The 18656-nt window shown below is 62.9% G+C and carries 18 protein-coding genes; 7 read left to right on the forward strand and 11 right to left on the reverse strand.

Translation table 11 applies throughout. The features are described from left to right. Positions 1–4 precede the first annotated feature (4 nt). From VR863_RS03890 to VR863_RS03900, 3 genes are all read right to left on the reverse strand, one after another. Positions 5–976: a hypothetical protein gene (locus tag VR863_RS03890; RefSeq protein WP_324827115.1), complete on the reverse strand. Its 972-nt coding sequence runs from the start codon at positions 974–976 to the stop codon at positions 5–7. Positions 977–1031: 55 nt separating this feature from the next. Beyond that, the gene (locus VR863_RS03895) at positions 1032–1820 is read right to left on the reverse strand and encodes a SapC family protein (RefSeq protein ID WP_324827116.1); all 789 of its coding nucleotides are present in this window, start codon (positions 1818–1820) and stop codon (positions 1032–1034) included. Between the two features lie 67 nt (positions 1821–1887). Beyond that, a complete protein-coding gene (locus VR863_RS03900) occupies positions 1888–3336 on the reverse strand; it encodes an FAD-binding oxidoreductase (RefSeq protein ID WP_324827117.1) in 1449 nt (482 codons plus the stop codon). A 158-nt stretch (positions 3337–3494) separates the two neighbouring features. On the opposite strand from VR863_RS03900, the gene VR863_RS03905 reads away from it, so the two are divergent. The 4 genes from VR863_RS03905 to VR863_RS03920 all read left to right on the forward strand — a co-directional run bounded on the left by VR863_RS03905 (position 3495) and on the right by VR863_RS03920 (position 7445). After that, positions 3495–4064 (forward strand): hypothetical protein, encoded by a 570-nt coding sequence (locus tag VR863_RS03905; protein WP_324827118.1) that lies wholly within the window; start codon positions 3495–3497, stop codon positions 4062–4064. Between the two features lie 126 nt (positions 4065–4190). Beyond that, complete coding sequence (locus VR863_RS03910; protein WP_324827119.1) at positions 4191–5660, forward strand: DEAD/DEAH box helicase; 1470 nt, start codon at positions 4191–4193, stop codon at positions 5658–5660. Positions 5661–5930: 270 nt separating this feature from the next. Continuing rightward, positions 5931–6566 carry an FkbM family methyltransferase gene (locus tag VR863_RS03915; RefSeq protein WP_324827120.1) on the forward strand — a complete coding sequence of 212 codons (636 nt, stop codon included), beginning with the start codon at positions 5931–5933 and terminating at the stop codon, positions 6564–6566. 54 nt (positions 6567–6620) lie between these two features. Then, positions 6621–7445 carry a sterol desaturase family protein gene (locus tag VR863_RS03920; RefSeq protein WP_324827121.1) on the forward strand — a complete coding sequence of 275 codons (825 nt, stop codon included), beginning with the start codon at positions 6621–6623 and terminating at the stop codon, positions 7443–7445. 10 nt (positions 7446–7455) lie between these two features. Here the strand turns inward: VR863_RS03920 and VR863_RS03925 are convergent, their stop codons facing one another. Continuing rightward, positions 7456–9765 carry an ATP-dependent helicase gene (locus tag VR863_RS03925; protein ID WP_324827122.1) on the reverse strand — a complete coding sequence of 770 codons (2310 nt, stop codon included), beginning with the start codon at positions 9763–9765 and terminating at the stop codon, positions 7456–7458. A 121-nt stretch (positions 9766–9886) separates the two neighbouring features. Here VR863_RS03925 and VR863_RS03930 point away from each other — a divergent pair, with 121 nt between their 5' ends. After that, positions 9887–10474, forward strand: coding sequence for a hypothetical protein (locus tag VR863_RS03930; protein WP_324827123.1), 588 nt, complete (start codon positions 9887–9889; stop codon positions 10472–10474). Positions 10475–10568: 94 nt separating this feature from the next. On the opposite strand, the gene rsmD is transcribed toward VR863_RS03930, so the two are convergent. Genes rsmD through VR863_RS03945 form a run of 3 tightly spaced genes read right to left on the reverse strand, consistent with a single transcriptional unit; the run spans position 10569 to position 13057 of the window. Further along, positions 10569–11114 carry a 16S rRNA (guanine(966)-N(2))-methyltransferase RsmD gene (gene rsmD, locus VR863_RS03935; RefSeq protein ID WP_324827124.1) on the reverse strand — a complete coding sequence of 182 codons (546 nt, stop codon included), beginning with the start codon at positions 11112–11114 and terminating at the stop codon, positions 10569–10571. Beyond that, positions 11111–11875 carry a pseudouridine synthase gene (locus tag VR863_RS03940; protein WP_324827125.1) on the reverse strand — a complete coding sequence of 255 codons (765 nt, stop codon included), beginning with the start codon at positions 11873–11875 and terminating at the stop codon, positions 11111–11113. The genes rsmD and VR863_RS03940 overlap by 4 nt, the downstream gene beginning before the upstream one ends. 18 nt (positions 11876–11893) lie before the next feature. Further along, positions 11894–13057, reverse strand: coding sequence for an aromatic ring-hydroxylating oxygenase subunit alpha (locus VR863_RS03945; RefSeq protein ID WP_324827126.1), 1164 nt, complete (start codon positions 13055–13057; stop codon positions 11894–11896). A gap of 71 nt (positions 13058–13128) precedes the next feature. Here VR863_RS03945 and VR863_RS03950 point away from each other — a divergent pair, with 71 nt between their 5' ends. Beyond that, positions 13129–14856 carry an AmpG family muropeptide MFS transporter gene (locus VR863_RS03950; protein ID WP_324827127.1) on the forward strand — a complete coding sequence of 576 codons (1728 nt, stop codon included), beginning with the start codon at positions 13129–13131 and terminating at the stop codon, positions 14854–14856. 75 nt (positions 14857–14931) lie between these two features. Then, positions 14932–15324 carry a hypothetical protein gene (locus tag VR863_RS03955; protein ID WP_324827128.1) on the forward strand — a complete coding sequence of 131 codons (393 nt, stop codon included), beginning with the start codon at positions 14932–14934 and terminating at the stop codon, positions 15322–15324. On the opposite strand, the gene VR863_RS03960 is transcribed toward VR863_RS03955, so the two are convergent. The 4 genes from VR863_RS03960 to VR863_RS03975 are packed head-to-tail and all read right to left on the reverse strand — an operon-like array spanning position 15321 to position 18656. Continuing rightward, positions 15321–16673: a bifunctional folylpolyglutamate synthase/dihydrofolate synthase gene (locus VR863_RS03960; protein ID WP_324827129.1), complete on the reverse strand. Its 1353-nt coding sequence runs from the start codon at positions 16671–16673 to the stop codon at positions 15321–15323. The two genes, VR863_RS03955 and VR863_RS03960, sit on opposite strands and share 4 nt — an antisense overlap. Positions 16674–16681: 8 nt before the next feature. Next, positions 16682–17530, reverse strand: coding sequence for an acetyl-CoA carboxylase, carboxyltransferase subunit beta (gene accD / locus VR863_RS03965; protein ID WP_324827130.1), 849 nt, complete (start codon positions 17528–17530; stop codon positions 16682–16684). After that, the gene (trpA, locus tag VR863_RS03970; RefSeq protein WP_324827131.1) at positions 17527–18318 is read right to left on the reverse strand and encodes a tryptophan synthase subunit alpha; all 792 of its coding nucleotides are present in this window, start codon (positions 18316–18318) and stop codon (positions 17527–17529) included. Before trpA ends, accD begins: the two co-directional genes overlap by 4 nt. Continuing rightward, on the reverse strand, positions 18315–18656 hold the full coding sequence (locus VR863_RS03975; protein WP_324827132.1) for a hypothetical protein: 342 nt from the start codon (positions 18654–18656) through the stop codon (positions 18315–18317). The genes trpA and VR863_RS03975 overlap by 4 nt, the downstream gene beginning before the upstream one ends.

Here is an 18656-nt window from a genome sequence, read left to right on the forward strand (position 1 = left end):
CCGACTATTCCGGTTGCAGCAATCGCACGAAACCGGTTTTCCAGTCGGCTTTGCCATTGGCTGTCGCGGCCGCTGCGACACGCGGCAATTCGGCCTCGATCAGCTCGACCCGCTCGTCCCAACCGTCGTGGGTGCGCTTGCGAAATATCCACCCGCCGTACCGCGGCCCCCACTGGCGCATAAACCGAACGGCGGCTTCGGGATCGTATCCGGCGTTGTGAAGCAGCCAGGGCATCAGGCGATCGGCATCCCGTTCGGACAGCCGCACGAGTTGCCGCTTGCGCCCGGTTTCTTCGAACAGGTCCAGATGGCCGAGCAGATTGTGCGCCATCTCATGCGCGATAGCGGCGGCAAATTCGTCATCGGTGTAGGCAAAGGCGGGGAAATTCTCGCCCACGGACACGCGTGATCCATCCGCCGAGGCGCCGATCGAGGAATCGATAAGTTCGAAACGGCTCTGGCAAGCAGGCACCCCTGCGACGGTCGCGCTGGATACCGTACCGTCGCGATCGGTCCATCCAAGGGTAACGGGGCCACGGGTGAGGGCATCGTCCATCCAGTTGCGGATGGCGGTGGGCCGCTCGAACCCTTCCTTGCCGGGAAGCCAGCGCGTTTCGATGTCTTCCCCGTCGACCTGGACCAGGGTGGCGTTCTGGCGCAATCCGGCAGCGTAAGCCGGTGAGCCCAGGGCGGCGGATTGCACACCGATATCGCCCGCAAGCCCGAACAATTGGCGCACGATAGAGGCGTTGCCATAACTGCGGGCATCGTGGATCAGCAGGCCGAGCGTCGGAACGGTCCGCTCGCAGAAAGGCGCATTGGCCGTGGCGAGCCGGTAGCCGATCTGAAACAGGCGATCTTCGCGGCTCTGAAAAATTTCGAGCGGATAGGGATCGCGGGTCTGTTCGGCCGCCGGTGCGGACTGGGCGAGGGCAGGCGCCGGAACGCACACGGCAAGCAAGGCCGCGGCGTGCATTAAGAAGTTGCGCGGGGCGGCCGGCAGGAACCGGGCCGCCCCGCGTGATAGCGAATTAAGCAGCGGGTGCGCCATTTTCGGCGAGCGAACCCTTGGGAGCGGTGCCCTGCTGGGTCTGACGACCGAAGATTATGCGCATCTGCTCGAGCGAGAAGATGTGTGCGTAAATCAGCTGCAGCAGGCCGTTATCATTCCACTTGCGAAGCTGATCGCCGCGAACTGCGCGCAGCTTTTCCATGTTGATCATCTGGAAGCCGCGATAAACGAAGGGCTGTTCCTGACCGGGCACCTGAATGGCGACTTCGCCGTCCATCAGCAGGTCGTGGTCCTTCAGTTCCTTCATGAAGTTCTGGGTGCGCTGGCCGGCCTGTTCGAAGTTTTCGCAGAATTCCAGGATCTGCTTGGTCGCAGCGCTGGGATCCTTGCCGTCGAACAAAGCTTCGCCTTCGTCGAATTCGCCAACCGATTCGGCGGTCGGGTCGAAGCACAGCGACATCTCGTCGCTGTCGGGCTTCAGGCGGGCCAGCATGAAGGGATAGCGGCGGATATAGGCAGGAATATACACCGGCTCGATCACCTTGCCGGTGTCGTCGACGAAGGTGTTGACGCCTTCGTTGAGGGCCATCAGCGCCAGCGGAAGCGGTGCTTCGCCGATCGAGAATACGATCGGAAAGAAACGCTGTGCCTGCACGAATTCGTCGACCGTCAGCGGCACGGCGTGCTGCTTCGAGAGCCACGGCGCGAGGTCGATAGACCGCGTGTGATACTTGGTGTGATCGTTGCTGTTGAGCGGCATCAGATCGTTATAAAAGAGGGGCAGCATCGGCTGCGGCGCGCTGGCCATTGGGACTCTCCGGATTCAGTGAATTTGACGGCGCACCAGACGGCACGCGCGCGTGAAGCTGCGCGCTTTAAGGGGTTGCGTCCGCCAGCGCAAGCGGCACCAGCTTGCCCGGATTGAGCAACCCGTGCGGGTCGAGCGCCAGCTTGACGCTGCGCATCAATCCCAGCGCCACGGGATCGCCCAGACGGCCCAGTTCATCGCGCTTCATCTGGCCGATGCCGTGTTCCGCGCTGATGGAACCGCCGAAACCGGTGACAAGATCGTGGACGTATGCGCTGATGGCCTTGCCGTCGTTTGCCTCCCATTCCCCGCGCGCTGCGCCAGGAGGGGCGAGCACATGGAAGTGGATGTTCCCATCGCCCAGATGCCCGAATCCGACTGCCGTCGTACCCGGGAACCGGTCCTCCACCTGCGGCGCGGCCTGATCGACGAAATCGGCCATGCGCGAAACCGGTACGGAAATGTCGTGCTGCATGGCGGGTCCGATCGCGCGCTCCGCCGGGGCAACGCTGTCGCGCAATTGCCAGAAAGCCTCCGCCTGCGTTTCGCTCGCCGCGATCGTCGCATCCTCCAGCAGGCCCTTGTCGAGGGCACTTTCGAGCATCGCAGAAACCGTTTCATCCAGACGGTCACTTGCGCCAGCAGGCGCCACCAGTTCGATCAGCGCGTTCCAGGAATGCTTGCCGGACAGGGGTGCGCGTGCGTCGGGCAGGTGCGCCAATACCGATTCGAGGCAATGCGCGGGCATGACCTCGAAACCTTCCAGCGCATCCCCGGCAATCCGTTCGCAATGAAGCAGAAGCTGGCGCGCGGCGGCGATTGACGCAAGGCCTGCCCACGCAACGATCCGGCCACCGGTTTCAGGCAAAAGGCGCAGGGTTGCCGCCGTTACGATGCCCAATGTTCCTTCCGATCCGATCAGCATTTGCTTGAGATCGAATCCACGGTTGTCTTTCTTGAGGGGCGTCAGCGCGTCGAACACTGACCCGTCTGCCAGCACCGCTTCGAGGCCCAGTACCTGCGCCCGCATGGTTCCGTGGCGCAGGACCTGCGTTCCGCCCGCATTGGTGGAAACGAGGCCGCCGACGGTGGCCGATCCCTTGCCGCCAAGCGTCAAGGGGAACCGCAGCCGGTGATCCGCAGCTGCCTCGTGCAAGCGCTGGAGCACGACGCCCGCCTCGCACGTGACCTGCCGGCCTTCGGCATCGAACTCGCGGATGGCATCCATCCGGCGCAAGGATAGGAGCACGGCCGTGCCGGTTTCATCGGGGGTCGCCCCGCCGGACATGCCGCTGTTTCCGCCTTGCGGAACGATGGGAATGGCGTGGGCGCCGCAAAGCTTCACGAAGGCCGCGACTTCTTCGGTCGATGCTGGCGATGCCAGTCCGAGGGCGCGCCCACTGTACCGTCCTCTCCAGTCGGTGAGCCAGGGCATCACCAGTTCGGGATCGGTCGTGAAACCGCGAGGGCCGAGCAAGTCCCGGGCTGCGGCAAGAAAGGCATCGTGATCGGACATTGCGGCATCCTTGCCACAGTTGCCGCCATACGCGCCAGTATTTGCCTTCCCTGCCAGATCAATTAAGCGGATATTCAAGCGCGTGGGCCGAGACGGACGCTCGAAACCGGCCACGCACAAGACGCATGATGCGGCCACGGAGCATACCAGACGCGCCAATGCCATTCGTTTCCGCCATCCTTTCGCTGCTGCTGCCATTCGGCGCCGACGTTGACGCGGTGGCGCGGGCAGAAACCGTTCAGCAGGCGCGGGAACCGGCACCGATCGTGACGCAAGGCGCCATGTCTCGCCGCGCGCCCGACTGGATGGGACTGGTCGAAGGCGCACGCGCTCCCGTCGCGAACCAGGTGCGCATCGAACGGCGTGTGATCCTGCGAATTTCCCCGCAGCCCGGCGGCGTCCGGAGCGATATGCTGGCCGATCTGCCTCAGCGCCCTGCGCCGTCGCGGCTGGTCGAGCGTCCGATGGGGCGTTGCATTCCCGCCAGCGGCATAGCCGGCGTGTCCGACAGGGGGAGCCGCCTGATCATCTACATGCGCGACCGCAGCATGGTTTCCGCGCAGTTGGAAAAGGCCTGCAGTCCGCGCGATTTCTACCTCGGGTTCTACATGGAACGCAGCGAGGACGGGCAACTGTGCATCAACCGTGACCGGTTGCTGTCCCGCGCGGGTGCCAAGTGCCAGGTATCCGAGCTCAACCGGCTCGTGGCCGTAAGTCGCGGGAACTAGATCACCGAGCGGGCACACCCCGTAAACCTTGACTTCTCCGCCTAATCGGGCGAAGGGCGCGGCGAGCCGAATGCCGCGTCCGCGCGGGACTTCGTCGGCCAATATCCAGGGACACATCTTACGCGCATGACATTCGCCGATCTCGGCCTTTCCGAAGACTTGCTCAAAGCGGTGGAAGAAGCCGGCTATACCGAGCCGACCGACATCCAGCGTGAAGCCATTCCGCCTGTGCTGATGATGAAGGACATCATCGGCATCGCGCAGACCGGTACGGGCAAGACCGCCAGCTTCGTCCTGCCGATGATCGACATCATGGCAAGCGGTCGCCGTCGTGCGCTCATGCCGCGTTCGCTGATCCTCGAACCGACGCGTGAACTCGCGGCGCAGGTCGCCGAAAACTTCGTGAAGTACGGCAAGTACCAGGACCTCAAGATGGCGCTGCTGATCGGCGGCGTTCAGATGGGCGACCAGGTCAAGGCGCTCAACGAAGGCGTCGACGTCCTGATCGCAACGCCGGGCCGTCTCATGGACCTGTTCGAACGCGGGAAGATCCTGCTGAACGGTTGCGAGCTTCTGGTCATCGACGAAGCCGACCGTATGCTCGACATGGGCTTCATTCCCGATATCGAATTCATCTGCGACAAGCTGCCCGACACGCGTCAGACGATGCTGTTTTCGGCCACCATGCCGCCGCCGATCGAAAAGCTGGCAAAGAAGTTCCTCAACAATCCCAAGCGGATCGAGGTCAGCCGCGCGGCCAGCACGAACAAGGATATCACCGCGTTCAAGGTGCCGACGAAGGCGCGCCAGAAGCGCGATACGCTGCGCTGGCTGCTGGCGAACGACCTTGTCGAAACGGCGATCATCTTCGCCAATCGCAAGACCACGGTGCGCGAGCTCAACAAGAGCCTGCAGGCCGATGGCTTTGCCAGCGCCGAAATCCATGGTGACATGGACCAGTCGAGCCGAATCAAGGAACTTGACCGCTTCAAGGCCGGACAGGTGAACATCCTGGTCGCCTCGGACGTTGCCGCACGCGGTCTGGACATCAAGGGTGTGAGCCACGTGTTCAATTTCGACACGCCCTGGCATCCCGACGACTATGTCCACCGCATCGGCCGCACGGGCCGAGCAGGTGCGAAAGGCCGTGCCTTCACGCTTGTCGCGGAAGACGATGCCGAAGCTATTGCGAACGTCGAAAAACTGACTGGCGCTGTCATTCCGGTTTTCGGCAAGAGCGATGTGCGCGTTGCCATGAAGGACACCGGATCTTCCGAAAAGCCGGCCGAGGCCGAACAGGAAGCGTCCAAGCCCAGGCAGCGCAAACCCCGCCGTGAAAAGAGCGAAGATCCGGTCGAAACCAAGCCCGGGCGTGAGACCACGCCCGAGCGTAAGGCCACGCCCGAGCGCAAGGCGAAGGCTGCGGAGAAGGCAGATGCTGCCGAGCATTCCGAGCCTGCACCGAAACGCGAACGCAAGCCGAAGGCGGAAAGCAAGGCCAAGCCGTCCCGTGGACGTGCGAAGAGCAGCGCTCCGGCCGATGCGGATGAATGGAACGGGCCGGTGCCCGGTTTCCTGGATGTCTCGGCCCTCTAGGGGCTGCCGATTTCGCAAAAGGCGGGTGTGCGTGTGATCTCCCGATTACGCGATGCCTGGCGGAATATCATTCTGTACGCATGGGATCACCCGTGGGCGCGGCAAAGCCGTGTCCGCACCTTTGCGCGTATCGTTCGCTGGCAAATTCGAAGCGCGCTGGACCGCGGCCCCCACACGGTCGCGTGGATCGCAGATAGCAAGCTTGTGATCCGCCGCGGAATGCGTGGTGCCACCGGATACCATTATTACGGGCTGCACGAATTTGCCGACATGGCGCTGGTTGGCCACTTCCTTCGGGAAGGCGAGGTCTTTGGCGACGTCGGGGCCAATGCCGGGGTTTATACCGTTTTCGCGGCAAAAGTTTGCGGCGCCCGTGTTCACGCGGTGGAGCCTGCACCCGAAACCCTGGGCGCCCTCATGCAAAACATCGCGGCCAATTCGATCGCGGATCGCGTGGAAGTCCACCCCGTCGCCCTCAGCGATTGCCGGGGCACCGTGGCTTTTTCTTCCGGCCGCGATGCAACCAACCGAATTACCGACGCTTCCGTCGCAGGTGCACAGCAAGTCATCGCCATGCGGGCCGACGATCTTTTCGCAGGGAAAGGTCTTGTCGCGATCAAGGTCGATGTAGAGGGGGCCGAAGACCCTGTTTTTGCAGTGGCGGGTGCGCTTCTGGCGGAACCGCAGCTTCGCGTTCTCCTGATTGAAACCGTGAGCTCGGCCTTGCGCGCGCAGCTTTTACGTGAAGGGTTTGTCGAGGCGTTCTACGATCCCTTCAGCCGCACATTCTGTGATAGCCAAATCGCCAATGGCGCGAACAACCGGCTCTTCCTGAGGGATATAACCTTCGTGGAATCCCGTGTCCGCTCTGGTCGGACAATCAGTTACCGGGGGTTGACGGTTTAGATCGCTCGGGGCTTTTTTATTGTTTGTTCACCATGGCTGCTGCATTATTGGCCGATGGATTACTTCGCCGATCTCATAACCACTACGGTGATCCTGCTCGTGCTGCACGGGGCCGTGTTCGGGATATTGGCTGTCGCGGTTAAACGCCGCGCCGTTGTGGACGCCGCCCAGCGCAGCCGTCCAGAATTCGTGACGAACTTGTGGCTGGCCCTGATCAATTCAATTCTGATCGCGCCGTTGCTCGTTGCCCCGACACAAAGCCTGCACGCGTTCATCGGGACGAGCGCGGCGCTGCAATCCTTCTGGGAAGGCGTCAATGGCGGGCTGGCGGTTCTGGCCGCGATCTTTCTGATCGATTTTACCGCTTATTGGCGGCATCGGCTGGAGCACGAACCTGCCTTGTGGCGGTTTCATGCGACACACCATTCCGATACCGCGATGCATTGGCTGTCCGTCCAGCGCAAACACCCGGTGGCCAAGCTGCTGAGCGTGATCGTCGATACACTTCCGGCCGTCGCGTTGGGGTTGCCTGTGTGGGCGATTGGCGGCGGGCTGATGATCCGCGGCTTCTGGGGGTACTTCATCCACGCGGACGTGCCCTGGACCTTCGACCGTGTGGGAAAGGTGCTCATGTCCCCTGCGGCCCACCGGTTGCACCACATCAGGGACGAGCGTCTGATGGGATCGAACTATGCCAACACATTCTCGTTCATAGATGTGATGTTCGGCACATACCGCGATCCGGCGCCGTATCGCGATTGCGAGACCGGAATCGCGGAAGGCACACGCACTATCTGGGGCGAACTCGTTCGGCCTTGGGAGGCACGTTATCGCAAGCGCAAGGCCTTCGAGGCTACCGAACGCGGCGCGGAAAGCTGACGTTGGCGAACTAGTCCGCGAGCTTGACGAACCTGTCTATCACGCGCTTTTCACCTGATTTTTCGAACCCGATGGTCAGTTTGTTGCCTTCCTGATCGGTCACGGTTCCATAGCCGAACTTGTCATGGAAGACGCGCGCGCCAATGGCGATGTCGCTGCGCGGTTTGGCGGCAAAACTGGCTGCGCTTCGCCCCGGTTCGGCCAGTCGTTTGGGCGTCGCATCGTATCCGGTGGACATCGCGCGTTGCCAGCCGGGTCCACGCGCCGATGAACGCTCGGGACGGTTGGCGGTTACGTGCGCGAAGGGATCGTCCGTTTCGCTCCAGTTGGCGCGCCAGAGCGACGCTCCGCCAGTCATCGTCGTCTCGCGAGAAACGGTGTCTTCCGGCAGTTCTTCGATGAAGCGGCTGGGGATCGAGCTGGTCCACTGCCCATAAATACGCCGGTTGGCCGCATGCAAAATGGTGCAACGACGCTTGGCGCGGGTGATCGCGACATAGGCGAGGCGCCGTTCTTCTTCGAGGCTGGCCAGGCCGCCTTCGTCAAGCGAGCGCTGGCTGGGGAAGACCCCTTCTTCCCAGCCAGGAAGGAAGACGTTGTTGAATTCCAGCCCCTTGGCCGCGTGCATGGTCATGATGGTGACCTTCTCGCCATCGTCGCGCGCATCGTTGTCCATGACCAGCGAGACATGCTCGAGGAAGTCGGTGAGCGTTTCGTAGTCTTCCATGGCGCGGGCGAGTTCGGAAAGGTTTTCAAGCCGGCCGGCCCCTTCCGCGCTACGATCCTTCTGGAGCATTTCCTCGTACCCGCTTTCCGTAATTACGGATCGCAGCAGTTCGGATGGCGATACCTTCTCGGCCTGTTCGCGCCAATGGACCACCTGGCCCAGCAGCCCGACGAGTGTGTTGCGCGCGCGCGCCGGGAGGTCATCGGTTTCGCACAAGTCGAGCGATGCAGCCACCAACGGTGCTTGCAGGTCCCGCGCATGGCGTTGCATCGTTTCCAGCGTCTTGGCGCCCAGACCGCGCTTGGGCTGATTGTAGATCCGTTCGAATGCCAGGTCGTCGGCTGGCTGCTCGATCACGCGGAGGTAAGCGAGGGCATCGCGGATTTCCGCGCGTTCGTAAAAGCGGAAGCCCCCGACGATGCGGTAATTGAGACCGATCTGGATGAACCGGTCTTCGAATTCGCGCGTCTGGTATTGGGCCCTGACGAGAATGGCGATCTGGTCCAGCGGCGCGCCTTCGGCCTCGAGCCGTTCTATCTCCTCGCCGACGCGGCGTGCTTCTTCCGGGCCGTCCCACACCCCGATGACCCGCATCTTGTCGCCCGCCGGAAGTTCGGTCCACAGTGTCTTTCCCAGCCGTTCGCTGTTGGCATCAATGAGACCTGAAGCGGCGGCGAGGATTTGCGGAGTGGACCGGTAATTCTGCTCCAGCTTGATAACCGCAGCGCCTGGAAAATCCTTTTCAAACCGAAGGATATTGGCGACTTCTGCACCGCGCCATGAATAGATGGACTGGTCGTCGTCACCCACCACGCAGATGTTCTTGCGCTCCTGAGCCAGCAGCCGCAGCCACAGGTACTGGACCTGATTGGTGTCCTGATATTCGTCGACAAGGATGTATTTGAAACGCTGCTGATACTGCGCCAGCACATCGTGGTGCTGGCGAAAAATGTTGAGCATATGCAGCAGCAAATCGCCAAAATCGCAGGCGTTCAGCGTCTTCAGCCGTTCCTGATACAGCGTATAGAACTGCGCGCCTTTGCCGTTCGCGTAGCTTTCGTTCTCGATCGTATCGAGATCGCCGGGGTTGAGGCCGCGGTTTTTCCAGCGATCGATCAGTCCGGCCAACTGGCGCGGGGGCCAACGTTTTTCGTCAACGTCGTTGTCTCGGATCAGCTGCTTGAGCAGGCGCAGCTGATCGTCCGTGTCGATGATGGTGTAATTGCTCTGCAACCCGACCAGTTCGGCATGACGCCGGAGCATCCGGGCGCCGATCGAGTGAAAGGTGCCCAGCCACGGCATCCCTTCGACCGCATCGCCGATGTGCCGGCCAACACGCTCTCTCATTTCGCGTGCGGCGCGGTTGGTGAAGGTCACGCACAGGATTTCCGAAGGCCATGCCCGGCGGGTTGCGACGAGATGTGCCAATCTTGCGGTAAGCGCTGCGGTCTTGCCGGTGCCCGCTCCCGCCAACATCAGCACAGGCCCTTCGGTTGTCAGAACCGCGGCGCGCTGAGGCGTGTTCAGAGGCGCCGCATAGGCGGGAATCTGCGAATCCTGGTCGGTCGGGGAAGGGGGCGGATTGTCGTGCATAGCTGGTGGAACAGCTAGGGAACGAAGGGCGCCAAGGCAAGCGTTGCGCAGATGGTGGGGTCTGGAACCGTCGCGGTGTTTGCCGCGTAACTATGAGCAATCGCTTATTTGGAGATACCCGATGAAGAACTTGATCCTTGCGGGCGCCGCTGCCCTTGCATTCACCGCCGCCCCTGCAATCGCGCAGGATGTCGCAGTCGCGCAGGACGGTACGGTTTATGTGCTGACCGACGTTCAGCAGCTTTCCTATGATGGCTGGCCGATGGAGCGTCAGAGCACCTACGATGCGTGGCCCTATACCCTCCAGGAATACTACTGGACCCTCGAGCCGATGCAGGCCGACGGCTGGTGGATGCTGAACGATACCCAGCGCGTGCGGATTTACGAAATGACGCCGGAACAGCGCGTGGCGACATGGACCACGATCGGTCAGCAGATGAGCGCGAGCGAAACCGCTGCAACGGCCCGCACCGCTGCGTCGGCCAACGCGGGGCCGCGCTTTGTCAGCCGCGAAGTCACCCAGACCACGCCGGCCAGCTACAAGGCGGTTTCGGGTGACAATATCCCGGTCTGTACCGCGAAGCAGCAGGACGGGTGCATCAATTCCTGGGAAAAGAACAAGACCGGTAACCGCCCGCTGAACTACTGGCCTGGTCGTCCGGCAAGCGAAATTCCGGGCAAACTTCCGGTGAATAACCCGAACAAGTAATCCAGGTTTGGCCGCGTTGACGCCGTTTGGCTCGCGCGCCGCTTGGAGGGGATGGATCCGCCGCGGCGGGTCCGTCCCTTTTTTTAGGTTCGGATCAGGCGTCGAGACGCAGGAGAGTGAGCTTCGCCTTGCCGACCTTGCGATCGGCATCGACCCTGAGAAGCTTCACCTCGACATCTTCCTTGGCGCCCGTTTCGAGCGCGATCCACGTGGCGGCGTCAATCCAGCCCAGCCGGATCATCCGGTCGAGCGCCACCTGGCCTGCGCCCGTGGCGTAGGGCGGATCGAGCAGGATCAGGTCATGCGCCTTTTTAGCCGGGCCAAGGGTCATCACCGAGCTTTGCTGGACGACCGTCCGATTGCGTGCCCCCAGCGCATCGATGTTCGCGCGGATCGCCTTTACCGCGCTGGCTTCCTGTTCAATGAAAGTGCAGGTTGCCGCCCCGCGCGACAGTGCTTCCAGGCCGAGCGCGCCCGACCCTGCGAACAGGTCCAGCACGCCCAGATCCTCGAAGCTGCCCAGACGGCTGGCCAACATGCTGAACAACGTCTCGCGCGTGCGGTCGGCCGTGGGACGTGTCAGCTCACCCGGCGGCGCCACCAGTTTGCGGCCGCGCCATTCGCCAGCGATCACCCTCATTTGATTCCTCGCAGCAGCCCCTTGCGGAACCGTTCCACGTCGACCTGGCGGATTTCCACCGCCTGCCCGCGCGGCAAGTCCGCCAGTTCGTAAGGGCCATAGGCGGTGCGCATCAGGCGGTTAACCTGCAGGCCGAGATGCTCGAGGACGCGGCGCACTTCGCGGTTCTTGCCTTCGGTGAGCTTCATTTCGATCCACCGGTTCTTGCCCGAACCGCGCTCGAGGTCGGCTTCGATCCGGCCATAACGGATGCCGTCGATTTCTATTCCCTCGACCAGTTCGTCCAGCTGCGCCTGCGTCACGTCACCGAATGCGCGCGCGCGGTATGTGCGCGGCACGCCGGACGAGGGCAGTTCCATCGCACGCTTGAGCTCGCCGTCATTGGTAAGCAGCAAGAGGCCTTCGGTGTTGAAGTCCAGTCGGCCCACCGGCATCACGCGCCCGGCTTCCTTGGGAAGGGCGTTGCGAAGCGCGGCGTAAATCGTCGGCCGGCCCTGGGGGTCGCGTTCCGCCGTGAGCAGGCCAGCGGGCTTGTGGAACGCAAACAGACGGGTGGCTTCGGCCTTGCCCACCGGCTTGCCGTCAACCGTCACGCCATTGAGGTTGGCCAGCTTGACCGCCGGAGTGTCCAGAACCTTTCCGTCCACGGCCACGCGGCCATCCGCAATCATGCGTTCGACCTCGCGTCGGCTCGCCACGCCTGCGCGCGCAAGCAGTTTGGCGATCCGGTCGCCATCTTCGGGAAGTCTGTTTTCGGCCATGGCCGCGCGGTTAGGCCTTCAATTGGCCGCCCGCAAGGCTTCTTCGACGGTCTCGTGGTATCGCCGGATACCGCCTTCCATCGTGCCGAGCGTCAGATGCGGCACCGCACCGGTTGCAAGTCCCTGTTGTCCAAGCTCGGCGGCGCGGAAATCCTCACCCGCAAAAACACCGCCGTCCAGCAGCGCCCAGCTGCGTTCCCAATGGTCGCGCGCCTTGTCGCTCGACGGGTGTTCGGGAATCAGCATGAAGTCTTCGACCAGCGTCAGGTCGTGCGCCTGCGGCATCATCACCATCACGTTTATGTAATCGGGACTGGGGATGATCAGCGCCCCGGGAAGCAACTGATAGGCGAATGTCACCACGCGGCGCAGGTCCGCCATCTTCTCCAGGTCGACGCCTTCCATCTCTTCGAGCCGCCCCACGGCGCTGCGGGCGTGCGGGCCGATCATGTCCCCGCTGGTCGCGCCATCCTTGAAGAAAGGACCGATGGTCTTCGCGTGGAGCCGGGTGACGTGGTAGCTTTCCAGAAACGCGTCCATGATGAGTTTCCAGTTGCCCGCCACGCGATGCGTCTTGCGGCGGAACAGCACGTGTTCGCCCATGCCCAGCGCGTCGAAATCCTCCCCCAGCATCTCGGCCTGCGCGAAATCGGCACCTTGCGTTTCGGGAGAGAACCAGATGAGCCCGCCCGTTTCCAGCGAGGGCAGTTCCACCAGTCCGTACGCGTCCTTGTCGAGGCCGGGAAAGGTGTCGGGGCGGGGAAGGGCGAGCAGGCGCCCGTCCACCGCGTAGGTCCAGGCGTGATAGGGGCACACCAGCTTCTTGGTGCATTGCACCTCGCTGCCTTCGACCAGGCGCGTGCCGCGGTGGCGGCAGACGTTCAGGAAGACATGCGCGGCGCCCTGCGCATCGCGCGTGATCAGCAAGGGGCGCCCGGTCGCATCGTGCGGGACAGCCATACCGGGATCGGGCAGCAAGGCCGAAGGGCACAGGATTTGGGGCAATCGATCATAGATCGCCGCTTTCTCCCGGGCCCAGTAATCCGGGTCGGTATAGACATGCGCCGGGACGGTGCTGGTCCCGATGCTGTCGCGTTGGCGGCCCTCGGCTATATCCTTGGCCAGAGCCAGCATGCCGTCAGTCGGCCTGCGCGCGGGATGTTTTGTGTCGACAGCGCTCATGACGCCTGTTCCTCTCTCATTCCTGTGTCTAGTGTCGCAAAAAAACAGCCCAAAAGGAAGGACGCTAGGGAATGGCCGAGGTCGCACAGAAGCCCAGGAAATCCAGTTGGCGCGTGCTCGGCATGGCGCTCCGGAACCGCAAGACCGGTTTCATGCTGCTGTTCGGCTTCGCCAGCGGTTTGCCGTTCGCCCTCTTTCTCGGCACCTTGTTCGCCTGGCTGACCGAGGCCGAAGTCGACCTCGAGACGATGGGCATCTTCTCGCTCATCGGACTTGCCTACGCCTTCCAGTTCCTGTGGTCGCCGTTGATCGACAAGGTCGATATTCCGGTCCTGCGCAGGCTGGGGAAGCGCAAGCAGTGGATCGTGCCGATGCAACTGCTGCTCGGCGGGATACTTGTGACGCTCGCCCTGCTCGAACCGCGCACGCAGCTGGGCTGGTTCTCGCTCCTTGCCGGCATCGGCGCTTTCGCCAGCGCGACGCAGGACATTGCGATCAACGCATGGCGTATCGACGTGGCGGACGACAAGGCGACGATCGACATCCTCTCGACCGTGTACCAGATGGGCTATCGGCTCTCGTCGCTCGTCGGCGGCGCGCTGGGCCTGATTATCGCTGCGCGGATCGGCTGGCCGCAGACGTACATGATGATGGGCTTCATCCTGGTGTTTGCCGGTGCCGTGGGCCTGTTCGCCCCCAACGCCGACAACGATGCCGGCCAGACGTCCGCGCATGGTGACGATCAGGTGCGCGCCTTGCGGTTTGCCGGCGAACTGTCGCCGACCATCCGCAACCGGGCGCTCGGCATCGTCGGGTTGCTGTGGGCAGGGGCCATCGGTGTCGTGATGACATTCATGATCCAGTCGATGACCAACGCCCCCGAAGACCGGCCGAACCCGACCGACTTCACACTGAACGTGGGCCCGTGGATCATCGTCGCCACGATCGTCCTTCCCGCGCTGGTCGCCGGGTGGCTTGCCGCCAAGAAGCGCGATGGCACGTATTTGCTGCAACAGGACGCCCCGCCCGCCAGTGGCAGCGATTACGCGCTCGATCATCTCTACCGCGCGCTTGTGCTGCCGCTCGTCGAATTCGTGGGCCGGATGGGATGGTCGCTGGTGCTGATCCTGGCGGTCGTCCTGACCTATCGCATCTGCGATGCGATCTGGGGCACGTTTGCCTATCCGTTCTACCTCGGCGAACTGCAGTATACGAACGACGAGGTTGCGGTGGCATCCAAGTTCTTCGGCGTGGGCGCAATCGTTCTGGGCCTTGCCGTGGGCGGCTGGATGCTGACGGCGCTGGGCCGCATGTTCACGCTGATGTTGGGCGGCCTTCTCGCGGCGCTCACCAACCTGCTCTATGCCGACCTTGCGATTGGCGGTGCCAATATGCAGGCGTTGAGCGACTTCATCGGCTTTTCCGCGCTGGTTGAAAGCTTCCCGGGCGGCAGCGCCAAGCTCGCGCGGTTGATGATCACGATCGGGTTCGAAAACCTTGCCATCGGGGTCGCGGGCGCCGCCTATATCGCCTGGCTTTCGTCCATCGTCTCGAAACAGTTCAGTGCGGTCCAGTATGCGCTGCTGTCGTCGCTCACCTTGCTGGTCGGAACCCTGGGCCGCGGGGCGCTGGGCGAAATGATCGAGAACCAGGGGTATTACGACGTCTTCATCCTGACGACCTTCATCGGGCTGGGGGCGATGGTGCTGGTCGGTTTCGAATGGATTCGCGAAAGTCGATCGAAGGCCGCCGCAGGTATAATCGCGCCGGAGGCAGGCGAAGGACTGCCAGCCGAATAGCAGCGCGTCCGGCCTCTGCCGCGGTGGCGGGGCTCGTTAATTTTGCTCTAACCAGTTCCACGTATTTTATGCAGAATGGACGGGAAGCCATCAGACCCTGAGACGCCCCATAACCGCGGGTTTCTGCGTGTCGCGCTGGGCGTGCTTGGCCATCTCGAAACCCTTGAAGGCCGTAAACGGGTCGAGATCATGGACCTTTCGCAGGGCGGGGCGCACGCCGTCTTTCTGGACGAGGCCGATGCGGCGAAGCTCGACGTGAACGACTGTGTCCTGCGATGGCTGGGTTTCGACGCCTTTGGCACGGTGACACGGCGCGATGGCGCCCATCTGGCGATTGCCTTCGACGAACTGCTGAGGCCCGGTGTCATCAAGGAAACCAACAAGCAGGCTGCTTTGGTGGTTCGCAACGAATTTGGCGAACGCAAGCTGCGATCGCGCCTCTGGGCCAAGGGAATTTACTCGGCCTAGTCCGGCAGCTGGCGGTTCAGTTCCAGGACTTTCCCCGCAAGATACAGCGAACCGCCGACGAAAATCTGGCCGACGGGGGCATTCGCCGGTCGGGCCATTTTCACAAGCTCGCCTGATGCCATCTCGATATTGTCGGCTGTCGCGGCGTTTGCCATTCCGCATGACTTCGCGAAATTGGCGACGTGTGACGGTTCGGCCGATTCGTGCCCGGGGACAGGTACAGCGACGAGCGATCGGAAGTGCGGTGCCAGCAACCGCATGAACCCGCGCCAGTCCTTGGCTTCCAGCATTCCCACGATGGCGTGTCGCGGTGTCTTCGGCAGCCCGGCGAAATAGGAAGCGAGCATTTCGGCCGCCTGGACGTTGTGGCCCCCATCAAGCAACCATTCGCAATGCGGGATCAAGCGGGTCAGCGGACCGTCATCCAAAATCTGGAGGCGGGCAGGCCATGTCGCCCGCCTGACTCCCTTGCGGATCGCATCGGCAGAAACTTCGATCGTGCCCTGCGATTGCAGCATCGCCGCAGCCAGTCCGGCGTTGCGGACCTGATGGGCCCCGGGCAAGGCGGGTTGCCCCAGCTCGATTTCGACCGATTGCTGTGTGTAGACATTGGCGATCCCGTCGCGCTGGACCCACCAGTCGCGCCCCTCCATCTTCAAATCGATGGCTTTTTCGCGTGCCAGATCGAGCACCGTGTCCAGCGCCGCAGGCGGAGGCGCCAGCATGGAAAGCGGCGCGCCGGTCTTGGCGATGCCGAACTTCTCGAAGGCAATGCGGGCGATCGGATCGTCCGGCGTGCCTTCCTCTGGCTCGAGGAGGAAGCGCTCGTGATCCAGCCCCAGCGCAGCGATGCCGCAGGCGATCGGCGAATCGATGACATTCGTTGCGTCAAATCGCCCGCCCAGGCCGACTTCGACGATACAGGCATCGGCGGGCACCCGCGCGAATTCGGTGAACGCGGCGGCCATGGTGACTTCGAAAAAGCTGGGGTCGAGGTCTGCACCGGTATCGAGAATTTCCCCGAGCAGGGTTGCCAGCCGTTCGTCGGAGATTAGCTGCCCCGCCACGCGTATCCGTTCGTTATAGCGGACGAGATGCGGGCTGGTGGTGACATGGACCGTGTGGCCCCCCGCTTCGAGCATCGCGCGCAGGAAGGCGCAGGTCGAGCCTTTCCCATTGGTCCCGGCGACGTGAAGCACAGGGGGCAGGCGCAAGTGCGGATTGCCCAAGCGGCCCATCAGCTGGCGCATCGTAGCCAGCCCCAGGCGCCCCTGCGGCACGGAGAGCGCGCCCAGCCGGTCGAGCTGGGCCTGGACTGCGGGGCTATCGGAGCGGGCGAAATCCCGCATGGCGCGGCTCAGGCGGCCTGCGCGGGTGCCAGGTAATCGATGACCGTCGCCAGCATGTCACGCAGGTCATGCCGGTGGACGACCATGTCGACCATGCCGTGCTTGTGCAGGTATTCGGCGCGCTGGAAGCCATCGGGCAATTGTTCGCGGATCGTATCCTGGATCACGCGTTGACCGGCAAAGCCGATCAGGGCGCCCGGTTCGGCAATGTGGACATCGCCGAGCATCGCGTAGCTTGCGGTGACGCCGCCGGTGGTCGGGTCTGTCAGCACGACGACATACGGCAGGCCTGCTTCCTTGAGGCGGCGCGTCATCACGGTGGCCTTGGGCATCTGCATCAGGCTGAGAATGCCTTCCTGCATCCGTGCGCCGCCAGCGGCGGTGACCACGATATAGGGTGCCCGGCGCGTTAGCGCGCGTTCCGCGCCCTGGCAAAAGGCGGTGCCCACGGCCATGCCCATGCTTCCGCCCATGAACGAGAAATCCTGCACGCCGACAACCGCAGGCTTGCCTTCGATCGAGCCGGAACCGACGAGGAAGGCGTCCTTGTGCGGGCTGTTGGCACGGGCCTTCTTCAACCGGTCGGTGTATTTCTGCGAGTCGCGAAACTTGAGCGGATCTTCCCTTACGTCAGGGATGGGAAGAACATCGAAGCCTTCGTCGAGAATCTGGCGCAGGCGTTCGTCGGCACCGATGCGGCCGTGATTGTCGCACCGCGGGCAAACGTAGGCGTTTTCTTCGTATTCCTGCGCGAACACCATTTGCTGGCACGCGGGACACTTGACCCAGAGATCCTTGTCGGTGCTGCGCTTGGGCAGCCACGAAAGGTTGTTACGGACGCGGGTAAACCAGTTCATGCCGAAGCCCTTGCCGCCGAATGGACCGCCTTGGCAAGACCCGAGGTAAGCTCGCGCAGCTTCGACGGTGCCTGTGACCCATGTTCGCCGACCAGTTCCACCAGTGCCGAACCGACGACGACACCATCGGCCACACGAGCGATCTCGCCGGCTTGCTGCGGGGTGCGCACGCCGAATCCCACCGCTACTGGCAAGTCGGTGGCCGCCTTCAGTTTCGCGACCGCTGCCTCGATGCTGGCAGTGGCGGCTTGTTGCAGGCCGGTGATGCCGGCAACCGAGACGTAATAGAGAAAGCCCGCCGAGCCATCGAGCACCTGCGGCAGGCGCTTTGCATCGGTCGTGGGCGTGGCAAGCCGGATCGGCGCGATGCCGTTGGCGCGCAGTGCCGGGCCGAGCGCGTCGTCTTCCTCCGGCGGGATGTCGACGCAGATCACGCCATCGACGCCAGCTTCGGCGCATGCTTGCGCGAACCATTCCGACCCGCGCCGGACCATCGGGTTGGCATAGCCCATAAGCACCAGCGGGGTGTCGGGATGGCGCTGGCGAAATTCGGTGGCGATGCGGAAGACATCGGCCGTGGACGTCCCCGCACCAAGCGAGCGGATGTTCGCCGCCTGGATCGCCGGGCCATCGGCCATCGGATCGGTGAAGGGCATCCCCAGTTCGATGACATCCGCGCCGCCTTCGACGAGCGCGTCGAGATTGGCTGCGGTATCGCCGTCGCCCGCAGTAATGAAGCAGACGAGCGCAGGGTGGGGTTTGGAGAAGGTGGAGATGAGGCGGGTCATGCTGGTTTGCGATACGCTGTTAGATAAAGACTCATAAAGACGGCAAAAAAGAATGCCGTTGCCACGATCTGCGTCGGGCTGCGGTCGCTATCGGGGAAGGCGAAACGCAGAAGGAAGCCCGCGGCGGCCATGATCACGAACGGCAACGGTGCCATCTTGATCGCGGACAGGGGGCGGATCCTGACTTTTCCGTTCGCCAATTTCTTCATGCCATCGAATGCAAGCAAGATGCCTCCACCCAACATGCAAATGCCAAATGACGCGAGCAGGTAGATGTTGTCCCTCCCGAAGATCATGAGCGCGATTGCCTGCAGCAGCGCCAGGCCAACCAGGATCAT

Origin of the sequence: Qipengyuania zhejiangensis (assembly GCF_035607565.1) — a bacterium.
Taxonomy (GTDB): Bacteria; Pseudomonadota; Alphaproteobacteria; order Sphingomonadales; family Sphingomonadaceae; genus Qipengyuania; species Qipengyuania zhejiangensis.